Origin of the sequence: Paraburkholderia sp. Ac-20347, assembly GCF_017104805.1 — a bacterium.
In the GTDB taxonomy this organism is placed as follows: domain Bacteria; phylum Pseudomonadota; class Gammaproteobacteria; order Burkholderiales; family Burkholderiaceae; genus Paraburkholderia; species Paraburkholderia tropica.
In genome coordinates this window covers 1-11,436 of the sequence record NZ_JAAGPN010000261.1, presented here as the reverse complement: position 1 = coordinate 11,436, position 11,436 = coordinate 1, and the positions used below count along the sequence as shown (strand labels likewise).

General features: G+C 65.3%; 11 protein-coding genes. 3 read left to right on the top strand and 8 right to left on the bottom strand.

Features of this window, described 5'->3' with window-relative positions; all coding sequences use genetic code 11:
* A partial coding sequence (locus tag G3N97_RS31630) for a fatty acid--CoA ligase family protein (protein ID WP_205996875.1) occupies nucleotides 1-1,162 on the top strand: 1,162 nt, incomplete at its 5' end.
* Between the two features lie 27 nt (nucleotides 1,163-1,189).
* On the opposite strand, the gene G3N97_RS31625 is transcribed toward G3N97_RS31630, so the two are convergent.
* From G3N97_RS31625 to G3N97_RS31600, 6 genes are all read right to left on the bottom strand, one after another.
* A complete protein-coding gene (locus G3N97_RS31625) occupies nucleotides 1,190-2,071 on the bottom strand; it encodes an SMP-30/gluconolactonase/LRE family protein (RefSeq protein ID WP_205996874.1) in 882 nt (293 codons plus the stop codon).
* A gap of 99 nt (nucleotides 2,072-2,170) precedes the next feature.
* A complete protein-coding gene (locus G3N97_RS31620) occupies nucleotides 2,171-3,346 on the bottom strand; it encodes an ABC transporter substrate-binding protein (protein ID WP_205996873.1) in 1,176 nt (391 codons plus the stop codon).
* Nucleotides 3,347-3,416: 70 nt separating this feature from the next.
* Nucleotides 3,417-4,124, bottom strand: coding sequence for an ABC transporter ATP-binding protein (locus G3N97_RS31615; RefSeq protein WP_205996872.1), 708 nt, complete (start codon nucleotides 4,122-4,124; stop codon nucleotides 3,417-3,419).
* A complete protein-coding gene (locus G3N97_RS31610; RefSeq protein WP_205996871.1) occupies nucleotides 4,108-4,875 on the bottom strand; it encodes an ABC transporter ATP-binding protein in 768 nt (255 codons plus the stop codon). The genes G3N97_RS31615 and G3N97_RS31610 overlap by 17 nt, the downstream gene beginning before the upstream one ends.
* Complete coding sequence (locus G3N97_RS31605) at nucleotides 4,868-5,866, bottom strand: branched-chain amino acid ABC transporter permease (protein WP_205996870.1); 999 nt, start codon at nucleotides 5,864-5,866, stop codon at nucleotides 4,868-4,870. The genes G3N97_RS31610 and G3N97_RS31605 overlap by 8 nt, the downstream gene beginning before the upstream one ends.
* Entirely contained in the window at nucleotides 5,863-6,732 is an 870-nt protein-coding gene (locus G3N97_RS31600) for a branched-chain amino acid ABC transporter permease (protein ID WP_065064046.1), read from the bottom strand. Before G3N97_RS31600 ends, G3N97_RS31605 begins: the two co-directional genes overlap by 4 nt.
* A gap of 292 nt (nucleotides 6,733-7,024) precedes the next feature.
* On the opposite strand from G3N97_RS31600, the gene G3N97_RS31595 reads away from it, so the two are divergent.
* Entirely contained in the window at nucleotides 7,025-7,807 is a 783-nt protein-coding gene (locus tag G3N97_RS31595; RefSeq protein WP_205996869.1) for a glucose 1-dehydrogenase, read from the top strand.
* Nucleotides 7,808-7,863: 56 nt separating this feature from the next.
* On the opposite strand, the gene G3N97_RS31590 is transcribed toward G3N97_RS31595, so the two are convergent.
* Together G3N97_RS31590 and G3N97_RS31585 are read right to left on the bottom strand one after the other, a co-directional pair.
* Entirely contained in the window at nucleotides 7,864-8,961 is a 1,098-nt protein-coding gene (locus tag G3N97_RS31590) for a porin (RefSeq protein ID WP_205996868.1), read from the bottom strand.
* Nucleotides 8,962-9,521: 560 nt separating this feature from the next.
* A complete protein-coding gene (locus G3N97_RS31585; RefSeq protein WP_205996867.1) occupies nucleotides 9,522-10,280 on the bottom strand; it encodes an SDR family NAD(P)-dependent oxidoreductase in 759 nt (252 codons plus the stop codon).
* 169 nt (nucleotides 10,281-10,449) lie between these two features.
* On the opposite strand from G3N97_RS31585, the gene G3N97_RS31580 reads away from it, so the two are divergent.
* Complete coding sequence (locus G3N97_RS31580) at nucleotides 10,450-11,397, top strand: GlxA family transcriptional regulator (protein ID WP_205996866.1); 948 nt, start codon at nucleotides 10,450-10,452, stop codon at nucleotides 11,395-11,397.
* Nucleotides 11,398-11,436 lie beyond the last annotated feature (39 nt).

Here is an 11,436-nt window from a genome sequence, read left to right as displayed (position 1 = left end):
CGACGCGCAGGGCGGCGCGAGCGAGGCCTTCACGGGCCTCGACGCGTGGCTCGCCCCGCGTGGCCACGTGCCGCCCGACGTGCGCATCGAGCCGCACTGGGCATTCAACATCATCTATTCGTCGGGCACGACGGGCATGCCCAAGGGCATCGTGCAGTCGCACGCCATGCGCTTCGCTTACGCGCTGCGCAGCGTCTCGCGCGGTTATGGTCCCGAAGCCGTCACGCTGATTTCCACGCCGCTCTATTCGAATACCACGCTCGTGAGTTTCTTTCCGACCTTCGCGCTGGGCGGCACCGTCGTGCTGATGCCGAAGTTCGAGACGAAGCGTTACCTCGAACTTGCCCAGCAGCATCGCGCGACGCACACGATGCTGGTGCCGGTTCAATATCAGCGTCTGCTCGCGGAACCGGAATTCGATCGCTACGATCTGTCGAGTTTTATTTCCAAGTCCTGCACGAGTGCGCCGTTCAATGCCGCGCTCAAAGCCGACGTGGTGCGGCGCTGGCCCGGCGGTCTCACCGAGTTCTACGGCATGACGGAAGGCGGCGCGTCGTGCGAGCTCTGCGCGGACGAGTTTCCCGCCAAGCTGCATACGGTCGGCAAGCCCATGCCGGGGCATGAAATGCGTTTGATCGACGCGGCGGGCGAGGAGTTGCCGCCGGGCAGCATCGGCGAAATCGTGGGGCGCTCGCCGACCATGATGACTGGCTACTATCGTCAGCCGGAGAAGACCGCCGAAGCCGAATGGCACGACCGCGACGGGCAGCGTTTCATTCGCACCGGCGATATCGGCCGCTTCGACGAGGACGGTTTTCTCGTGCTCATGGACCGCAAGAAGGACATGATTATTTCGGGCGGATTCAATATCTATCCGAGCGATCTGGAGCAGGTGCTGCTCGGCCATCCGGCGGTGACGGAAGCGGCCGTGGTCGGCGTGAGTTCGCAGCGTTGGGGCGAGACGCCTGTGGCGTTCGTTACGCTGCGTGAAGGTAGTGGCGACGGCGCGACATCGGACGCCATCGCCGCCTGGGCCAATGAGCGCCTCGGCAAGATGCAGCGGCTTGCCGAAGTGGTCGTGGTCGAGGCGCTGCCGCGTAGCGCGATCGGCAAGGTGCTCAAGCGAGAGTTGCGCGATACGTTCGGGGCGTCCGTGCATTGAGCATTCGAGGTTTTACGTAAGCCGCACTCAGGGCAAACCGGCGTGCGGCACGTCCACGCGCACGGCGAGGATGCGGCCCGCGCGTCGCGCGCCGTTCTCCGCGCCGATGCCCGGCGCGGCGCACAGAAACAGCGTGTGGCCGTCCTCGCCGCCTAGCATGCACGCGTAGCCTTGCTCGTCGCCCATCGCGATGCTGTCGACGACGCCCGCGCCTTCTTTCACGCGCAGCACGCGATTGCCGCGTGCGTCCGCCACCCACACCGCGCCTTCGGCATCGAGGCAGAGACCATCGGGATAGCTGCCGGCAAGGTCCGCGAACACGCGGCGGCGTGACAGCGCGCCGTTGCCTTCCACATCGACATCGAATGCGCTGATGCGCTGCCCGAACGTTTCCGCGACGATCAGCGTGCGGCCATCGGGCGTGAGCGCCATGCCGTTCGGAAATCGCAATTCGCGCGCGGCCACGCGCACGCTGCCGTCGGGTAGCACGCAGAGCAGATCGGTGGCGCGCTCCGGTTCGTCTGCATAGAGATTGAAGCCGAAATTGCCCACATAGGCGCGCCCGGCCGGATCGACGAGCATGTCGTTGCACGGGCCCGGCACGTACTTCGAGAGATTGGCGTAGACGCGCGTCGCGCCGCTTTCGTTGCCGTTTTCGTTGCCGTTTTCTATCGCCAGCACGGTGCAATCGTGCATCGATACGGCTAGCATCGTGCCATCCGGCAGCCAGCCGAGTCCGCTTGGCGAATGCGGCACATGTGCCACCGATTCGAGCCGGCCGCTCGCGTCGGCGCACAGCACTTCGTGGCGAAAGAAATCGGAAAACCACAGCTTGCCCGCGTGCCAGCGCGGCGCTTCGGCAAAACACAGTCCTTCGACGAATACCTCGGGCGTTCTGGTGTGCGTCATGGAATCCTCGCGAGAAAAAAAAACCGGCGCCGCGCTTGCGCGACGGCGCCGTTGCTTCATGCCGGTCGATTCAGTTCAAGGCGATGCCGTTCAATGCGATCACTTCGCCGAAGCGACCGAGTCGGGCAGCGCCTTGATGTTGCCGTTCTCGACCACGGCCACCACGGCGCGGCCCATCGTGATGCCGCCGCGCGCATCGACGCCGGTGAGGCCATGCGGATTGTTCTGCGGCGAGAGCGCTTTCAGCGCCTGATCGTAGGCCTTGCGGATCGCGGCGGCGTCGGTCGTCGTGCCCGCGATCTTCATCGCTTGCGCGGTCGCCCACACGGCGGTGTAGTTCAGCGACGCTTCCTGCGTCGGCAGACGGCCCGCATGCGTCTTCGTGAAGCGCGCGACGAAGGACTTGGCGTCGGGCGAGGGATCGTCGCCGATCGGCATCACGCCAATCGAGCCTTCGAGCGCGCCGTAGCCGCCCGCGATCTTCGCGACTTCGTCGAGCTTGGCCTGGTCCATCACCGCGAAGCCGCCCTTGAAGCCCAGTTCGCGCGCCTGGCGAATGATCAGGCCCGTGGGTTCGGACGGGCCGCCCACGAAGATGACCTTGGGCTTCGCGGCCAGCACGCGGCTCACGCCGCTATAGAAGTCGGTGGCGCGGTTGTACGAGAGCGGATTGTCGGCGACGACCTTGCCGCCTGCGGCTTCCCAGGCGGGCTTGAACGCGGCCGTCCATGCCTTGCCGTAATCGGTGTCGGTGCTCGCGATGGCCACTTCCTTGCCGTACTTGTTCATCTCGTACTTCACGAACGCGGGCGTGTACGAGGTGAATTCCGGCGGGATGCGGATCGTCAGCGGATTGCCGCGCGCGGCGAGCTGCGGCACGCTCGTGTAGGCGAGCAGCAGGAGATTCTGCTGCGCGTTGATCGTCTGGACGGCGTAACAACCGCCCGAGTGCGGCACCAGCACGACCGGCGCGCTGTATTCCTGCGAAAGACGGCGCGCGTTGATGGCCGTTTCGCTCGGGTTGTACTGGTCGTCGAGCGCGACCACGTCGACCTTCACTTTCTTGCCGCCCACGACGAGCCCGGCCTGATTGATTTCGGCTACCGCCATCTGCATGCCTTCGAGCACGTTCTGGCCGTACTTGGCGGCGCCGCCGCTGAGCGGCCCTGAAAAGCCGATATGCACGGTGCTCTCCTGCGCCATCACGGGCGAGGCGACGATGAGCGAGGCGGCGAAGGTGGCGGAAAGCGCGAGGCACAGCTGCTTGACGATCATGTACGTGTCCTTGAGGGAGTGGCTATCGTTGAATGCGTGGAATAGCGAATGGCAAGCGCCGCGCGCGGCCTTATCCGCCCACATAGGCGCGGCGCACGGCTTCGTTGCCCGCAAGACTGTCGTAGTTGCCTTCGAGCACGATGCGGCCCGACTCCACGACATAGGCGCGATGCGCGATCTTCAGCGCCGCGTGCGCGTTCTGCTCCGCGAGCAGCACCGTGGTGCCCGCGCGATTGATGCGCTGGATCACTTCGAAGGTCTGCTTGACGACGAGCGGCGCGAGGCCGAGCGACGGTTCGTCGAGCAGCAGCACGCGCGGACGGCTCATCAGCGCGCGGCCGATGGCGACCATCTGTTGCTGTCCGCCGCTCAGCGCGCCGGCGGGATCGTCCTTGCGTTTGACGAGATCGGGAAAGAGGCCGAAGACCTCGTCGAGCCGCGTGCGATTGCCCGCGCGGTCGCGCCGATGCGGATACGCGCCGAGCATCAGGTTCTTCAATACCGACAGCGCCGGAAACAGCTTGCGTCCCTCGGGGCAGTGGATCACGCCCGCGCGCACCACCTCGGCGGGACGCTTGCCGACGAGATCCACGTCCTTGAGCCGGATGCGCCCGGCGCTCGCGCGCGTGAGCGCACTGGCCGCGCGAAAGATCGAACTCTTGCCCGCGCCGTTCGCGCCCAGCAGCACCACGAGCTCGCCTTCGTCAGCGCGCAGATTGATGCCATGCAGCGCGCGAAAGCTGCCGTAGTCGAGGCTCACGTCATTGAACGTCAGCATGGTCGCTCCCGAGATAGGCGTCGATCACCGCCTGGTTCTTGCGGATTTCGTCGGGTGTGCCCTCGGCGATTTTTTCGCCGTGGTCGAGCACCATGATCTTGTCCGCGAGATTCATGATCATGCTCATCTTGTGTTCGACGAGGCACACCGTCATGCCGCGTCGCGCGATCTTGCGGATCAGCGCGGCGAGCCCGTCGGTTTCCTCGGGATTCACGCCGCCCGCCGGTTCGTCGAGCAGCAGCACGGTCGGGTCGGTGGCCAGCGCGAGCGCAATCGCCACGCGTTTGCGCTCTTCCTGCGTGATGCCGCCCGCGGGTTTCGCTTCCAGATGCGCGAGCCCCACGAAGTCGAGCGACTCGCGCGCCTTGTTGCGGCACAGGCGTTCCTCGTGCTTGCAACGCGCGGTGCGCAGCAGGGCGTCCCAGAGATTCGAACGCGTGCGCAAGCGGTGGCCCACGATCAGGTTTTCGAGCACCGACGCCGTTTCGAACAGCGCCGTCGCCTGAAACGTGCGCGCCACGCCGAGCCGCGCCATCTGATCGGCGCGCAGCCCGGTGACGTCCTGACCGCGCAGCTTGATGCTGCCCGTGCTGGGCCGGTACATGCCGCTGATCAGATTGAAGAACGTGGTTTTGCCCGCGCCGTTCGGACCGATGATCGCGTTGATGCGGGCTTCGTCGATGCGCGTGCTGACGTCGCTGACCGCAGTCAGACCGCCGAAGTGTTTCGAGAGCGACACGATTTCAAGCATGGCCGTCTCCGCTGGACGTAGCGCGGCGCGTTTGCGCGGGCGCGACATCGCGCGCGCCGAGGCGGCTGCGCACGCTCTGATAAAGACCGACGAGACCGCGCGGCAGGAAGATCAGCAGCACGATCAGCAAGGGACCGAAGACGAGAAAGCGATAGTCCTGCATGAACTGCAGCGACTGCGTGAGCCACGGCAGCGCAATCGCGCCGAGCAGCGGACCAGCCAGCGTGCCGATGCCGCCGACCACCACGTACATCGTCATGTCGAAGGTATGGCCGATGTTGGCGAGATCGGGGCCGAGAAAGCGCACGAAGCCCGCATAGAGGCCGCCCGCGATGCCCGCATAGAACGTCGAAATCAGGAATGCGAGCATCTTGTTGCGCATCAGGTCGATGCCGAGCGCCTGTGCGAGATGCTCGCTGTTGCGGATCGCCACGAAGGTATGGCCCACGAGTGAATTGACGATGCGATGCATGATCCACATGCCCGCGGCGAGAAACGCGAACGTGAGGTAATAGAGCGCGCGCGGACTCTCGAAGGAGATCGAGCCGATCGAAGGCGGCGCCGCGATGCCGATGATGCCCACCACGCCGTGCGTGAGGCTGTCCCACTTCTCGATGGCGAGAAAGATGATGTAGCCCACGCAGAGCGTGAAGATCGCGAAGTAGTTGCCTTTGAGGCGCAGCGAAACGAGGCCCACGAAAAAGCCCAGCACGACGCTCACCACGCCCGCGAGCGCGAACGCGATCCAGAACGGCACCTGGTAATCCACGGTGAGAATGCCGACCGTGTACGCGCCCACGGCCATGAAGCCGCCGTGCGCGAGATTGAACTGGCCGGTGTAGCCGGTGAGCAGATTGAGGCCGATCGTCGCGAGCGCGAAGATGAAGGCCGTCGACATGACCGTGAGCGAATAGTCGGAGCGCACGAGAAACGGCAGGGCGAGGCCGATCACGAACAGCGCGAGCCAGCCCAGATTGCGCGTAGGCATCATGATGCGCGCATCTCCCTCGAAAAGAGCCCTTGCGGGCGCAGCGACAGGATCGCCACGAGCAGGACGAATGCGATCAGGTCCTGGTAATCGGGCGAGACGTAGAAGGCGCTGAAGCTTTCGGCGAGACCGATGATCAGACCGCCGACGACGGCGCCGGGCACGCTGCCCATGCCGCCGAGAATGATGATCACGAAGGCTTTCAGGATCACTAACTGACCCATCGCCGGATAGATCAGATTGATGGGCGCGTAGAGCGCGGCGGCCACGGCGGCCAGCACGCCCGAGAGCGCGAAAGTCGCCATGCCCACCTTGCGCGGATCGATGCCCATGAGCGCCGCGCCTTCGCGGTTCTGCGCCACGGCAAGGATGGTCGAGCCGGCCACGGTGTGATGCAGGAACAGTTGCAGCGCGAGCACGAGACCGAATGCGCCCGCGATGATCAGGAGGCGCTGGATCGGTGCGATCACGCCGCCCCATTCGAGCACGCCGGGCCACGGCGGCGACATGCGATGAAAGTCGGTGCCCCAGAGCGCCTGCGCGCCCGCTTCGAGAAACAGCATTAGGCCGATGGCGGCGATCATCGGCGCGAGTTCGGGCGCGTTGCGCAGCGGATGAAAGACGAGGCGTTCCGCGAGCACGGCGAGCACGCCCACGCAGAGCGCGGCGACCACCATCGCGCTCCAGTAGCCGAGGCCGAAGTGCGTCGTGAGGAAGAACGCCGCGAAGGCGCCGACCATGTAGAACGCGCCGTGCGCGAAGTTGGGCACGGCCATGATGCCGTACACGAGCGTGAGGCCCAGCGCGACGAGGCTGTAGATGCCTCCGAGCGTCAAACCGTTGAGCACCTGCTGCAAAAACAGATCCACCGTGACCTCCGTGTGCGTCGATCGCCAGCACTTCGTGATCGCTCATTTGGCAATGAATTCTGCAGTGCAGTCAGCCTGGGGAAACTACCAGACCGGTTGTGAACACATGCAGATTCGCCGGATTCTTATCTCTAATAGATAAATACTGCGGCGCGGCATCGCGAAAAGCAGCGTGTTTCGCCCGATTGACGCTCAGGGTTCATCTCTATAAATTCTGCAATGCAGACATTGATTCTGCAATTCAGACAATTCGGAACAAAGCGGCAACGCACACATCGAGAGGTGAACGACGATGCGATTCAAGGACAAGGTGGCCCTCGTGACCGGCGCAGCCAGCGGAATCGGGCGCGCGACGGCACAACGGCTGTATGACGAAGGCGCGTGCGTCGCGCTCGTCGACTGGAACCGCGAGGCGCTCGCCGAGGCCGCCGCGCAGTTCGACGCGGCGCGCGTCTGGCACGGCGCGCTCGACGTCGCGCGCGAGGACGACGTGGCCGCGTGCGTCGCGCAGGTGCGCGCGCGCTTCGGCGACATCGACGCGCTCTGCAATATCGCGGGCATCGCGGGCGGCGACTATTCGATCGTCGCCGAGACCGATACGACGGTCTGGCAAACGATCCTCGGCGTGAATCTCATGGGCGTCGTGCATTTCACCAAATGGGTCTCGCAGACGATGATCGAGCGCGGGCAAGGCGCGATCGTCAATGTGGCGTCGGTGGCCGGCGTGCGTTCGGGCGCGGGCGGCAATGCCTATAGCGCCTCGAAGGCCGCCGTCATCAACCTCACGATGACGAGCGCCTGCGATCTAGCGCCGTGGGCGATCCGCGTGAACGCCGTCTGCCCCGGCCTGATCGAGACCGGCATGACCGCGCCCGTGTTCGACCGCGCGCGCGAGCTCAACAAGACCGACCGGCTCGGCTACCGTTGCGAACTGCGCCGTCCGGGCCGCGCGGCCGAAGTGGCCGCGGCGATTGCGTTTCTCGCCAGCGACGACGCCAGCTATATCACCGGCCAGGCGCTGCCCGTCGACGGCGGCAACACGGCTTCGCTGAATCTGCCCGGCATGAAAGTCTGAGTGCTGGGCGGGAGGTCGAAGCGCGCTCCGCGATGCGTTCGCGGAGCGCGCCGCGATCAGAACATATGGCGGATGCCGATGCTCGCACCCACGGTCGAACCGGACACTTCGTAAAGCGCATTGTTGATCGACAGGCCCGTGTCCATGCGGCCGTGATTGTTCACGTAGCCCACCTGGCCGTAGAGCGTGGTGCGCTTCGAGAGGAAGAACTGCACGCCGCTGGAAGCGAGAATCGAGTGATTCGCGCCTTCGTTGCCGTCGCGCGTGTACCAGACGCCCGCGTTCACGTTCAGGTAGGGCGTGACGAAGTAGCTGAGGCCGCCTGAATAGACGCTGTTGTCGAACGAGCCCGCGACCTTGTAGAGCGCATACGAGGCGTACACCGTGAGGCTGTTTTCGAAGCGATAGCTCGCGCCGAGCGTGCGGCCCACGAATTCGACGGTGCTCGGCACCGGCGTGCTCGCCGCGCTGCCGCCCGAGTTGCCGCTGTAGAGCGCGCCGGTCAGCGTGAGGCCGCCGAGGTGGTAGCGCAGGCTCGCCGAATACTGGCGGCCGGCCTGGAAATCGGCCGCCGAGCCGCCGAGCGCGAGCATGCCCGCGGCTTGCAGCCCGTAGATTTCCGGCGAGGTATAGGTGAGCGAATTGCTGTTGAAGAGGCCCGTGACGTAGACGTTGTTCACGTAGCTTACGAGGCCGCTGCCGAAATACGACATGCCGCGCGGGTCGGTGTCGTAGAGCGAGAGGAAGAACGGCGAGAACTGCAGACCGGCCTTGAGCGCGCCGTAGGGGCTGTCGAGGCCGACCCACGCCTGGCGGCCGAAGAAGTTGCCGTTCGAGTTGTTGAAGCCGCCGTTCGCCACGCTGATGCCGCTTTCCAGCGTGAAGACCGCACGCATGCCGCCGCCGAGGTCTTCCGCGCCGCGCATGCCGAAGCTCGAACCCGTCATGCCGCTGTCGGTGAAGGAGAACTGGTGACCCGCGTTTTGTCCCGTCGTCGTGTTGAGCGTGTGGCTCGTGTACAGAATCGAACCGTCGACGATACCGTACAGCGTCACGCTGCTTTGCGCCTGCGCGGCGCCCGCCATGCCCAGCAGACCCGTGGCCGCGACCCCGGTCGCAAGCAGTTTTTTGCGTAGCGTATTGCGTTTAGACATTTTGGAATCCTGATTGTCTGAATGGATTTTTGGATGCGGCAAAACAGCGGGATTCGAACGACTTCTTCGCGGTACGTCAGGGCACACGGACGCGGCGCGCGAACGCCGTCCATGCGCGTGGCGGCTGATGCCCGTGGGGGCGCCGCCGGCGATGCGTCACGCGGACGCGATCACGGGGATTGTTGCGGTGAAGCGGGAAGGGATGCCGTGCGGGCGGGGCCAGTTGAGCGGGCGCGATCGTGTCGGCGCGGCGCGAAACTGTGTCGGATTGCAGGTTGATGCAGCTGCTCGTTCACCGATTACCTCTCCGTAAACCCGATGGGCTTGCAACGTCATCCACAGGGATGTCAGACGTGATTATTTTTGTACGGTCGTACGGAAAGTGTCACCCTGGGGGAAACGTGGGGTGCGTTGCGGCAAAGGCGAAAGATGCGGTAAGGCGGGGGCGAAAGCGGGGTGTGGGCGGTGGGATTGATGCGCCGCGCGCGCTGATCGGCGAGCTGATCGATGTCGTTTTTTACGTGATTTTCGTCGACGCGCGCGCGGTAAGGGAAACGTTATTAAACCGGCAGCGGTTCGTCCACGACGGCCTGATTGAACTGCGCGATGAAGCCGTGTTCGTTCACGCCGGGGTTGGCGCGGAACGCCTTCGCGGACTCCACCAGCACTTCGGTTTGCGCCTCGGGCAGCGCGGCCAGCGTTTCGGCGATGAAGGCGTCGAGCGGCATCGCGCGCGGGTCGCCGCTCTTGCGGATCAGGTCGGTGTCCACCCACGGCGGCGCGATTTCGAGCACGCGCACGCTGGTGTCGCGCAGCACGAAGCGCTGCGAGAGCGTGTACGAATGAATCGCCGCCTTGGTCGCCGAATAGAGCGCCGTGGCCGCGAGCGGCACGTAGGCGAGCACCGAGCTGTTGTTGATGATGGTCGCCTCGCGCTGCTGCTTGAGATGCTCGATGAAGGCGGCGCTCACGCGCACCGGGCCGAGCAGATTGGTCTCGATCATGCGCACGGCCTGGGCGTCGTCGAGCGCGCCGCCCGCGTCGTCGAACGGCATGATGCCCGCGTTGTTGATCACCACGTTCAGCGACGGATGGCGCGCGATCACCTGCTGCGCCACGGCGCGGATCTGCGCGGCGTCGTTGATGTCGAGCTGCACGGTGTCGATGCCCGGATTCGCGCGCGCCACCTCGTCGAGCAACGCCTGGCGGCGACCCGCGATGATGACCTGGTTGCCGAGTCGATGGAACGCTTCGGCGAGACCGCGTCCGATGCCCGAGGTGCCGCCCGTGATGAAGATCGTGTTGCCGGTGGTTTTCATGATCGTCTTTCCTTGTCGGATGAAGTTGGAGCCAGCGCGCTGTCGAACACCTTCCATGGCGCGATGTCTTGCCGCCATTCTGGTCCCGATTGACCGTGGCTGAAATGACGTATAGGGTAGTGATTCAGGACATCCACGAAAACGACGGCCGCACGGCAAGGAGCGTGTCATGCATCGCATCGGTTATCTGCTGTGCGACGGTTTTCAGATCATGGCGATCGCCACACAGACCGTGTTCGAATTCGCGAACGAAGCGGCCGGCAACACGTTCTACACGTTAGAAAACTATTCGATTGCGGGCGGCGAAGTGCACTCGTCGTTCGGCATGAGCGTGCGCACGCTGCCCGCGCCGCCGCGCCGGCAGATGGATACGTGGATGGTGGCGGGCGTGGTCGATCCGGTCGCCATGCCGGCGTCGGAGGCGGAACGCGCGTATCTGCGCCGGGCGAGCACGCGCGCGCGTCGCGTGGCGGGCATCTGCACGGGCGGCTTCGTGCTGGCCGAGGCGGGCTTGCTCGACGGACGTCGGGCCACCACGCACTGGGCGTTCGCGCGCGAGATGCAGGCGCGTCATCCGGCGGTGCGCGTGGAAGAGGACCGCATTTATATCGTCGATGGCGCGGTGTGGACGTCGGCGGGCATGACCGCCGGACTCGATCTCGCGCTCGCGATGGTGGAAAAGGATCTGGGCGCGGACGTGGCGCGCTCGGTCGCGCACAAGCTGGTGATGCATCAGCGCCGCTCGGGCGGGCAGTCGCAGCATTCGGAAATGCTCGATCTCGCGCCCAAAACGGATCGCATTCAGAACGCGCTCGATTATGCGCGGCGCAATCTCGGCACGCCGCTTACCGTGGAAGCGTTGGCCGAGGCCGTGCATCTGAGCCCGCGTCAGTTCAGCCGCGTGTTCACGGCGGAAACGGGGCAGTCGCCCGCGCGCGCGATCGAGGGATTGCGGCTCGAAGCGGCGCGATTGATGATCGAGCAGAGCGCGCATCCGCTCGATACGATCGCGCGCGAAACCGGCTTTCGCGACCGGCGCCATATGCGCGAGGCGTTCATGCGCGGTTTCGGCGTGCCGCCGCAGGCGGTGCGGCGCGAGGCGCGCGCGGCGGGGTGACGCCATGAGGCGGCGCGGCGTATGCGCGCCGCTTCCGCG

Excerpts from the sequence above, each read along its gene's own strand:
- G3N97_RS31625 (WP_205996874.1), bottom strand. The coding sequence starts at position 2,071 with ATGACGCACACCAGAACGCCCGAGGTATTCGTCGAAGGACTGTGTTTT.
- G3N97_RS31585 (WP_205996867.1), bottom strand. The coding sequence starts at position 10,280 with ATGAAAACCACCGGCAACACGATCTTCATCACGGGCGGCACCTCGGGC.
- G3N97_RS31590 (WP_205996868.1), bottom strand. The coding sequence starts at position 8,961 with ATGTCTAAACGCAATACGCTACGCAAAAAACTGCTTGCGACCGGGGTC.
- G3N97_RS31595 (WP_205996869.1), top strand. The coding sequence starts at position 7,025 with ATGCGATTCAAGGACAAGGTGGCCCTCGTGACCGGCGCAGCCAGCGGA.
- G3N97_RS31620 (WP_205996873.1), bottom strand. The coding sequence starts at position 3,346 with ATGATCGTCAAGCAGCTGTGCCTCGCGCTTTCCGCCACCTTCGCCGCC.
- G3N97_RS31610 (WP_205996871.1), bottom strand. The coding sequence starts at position 4,875 with ATGCTTGAAATCGTGTCGCTCTCGAAACACTTCGGCGGTCTGACTGCG.
- G3N97_RS31615 (WP_205996872.1), bottom strand. The coding sequence starts at position 4,124 with ATGCTGACGTTCAATGACGTGAGCCTCGACTACGGCAGCTTTCGCGCG.
- G3N97_RS31580 (WP_205996866.1), top strand. The coding sequence starts at position 10,450 with ATGCATCGCATCGGTTATCTGCTGTGCGACGGTTTTCAGATCATGGCG.
- G3N97_RS31605 (WP_205996870.1), bottom strand. The coding sequence starts at position 5,866 with ATGATGCCTACGCGCAATCTGGGCTGGCTCGCGCTGTTCGTGATCGGC.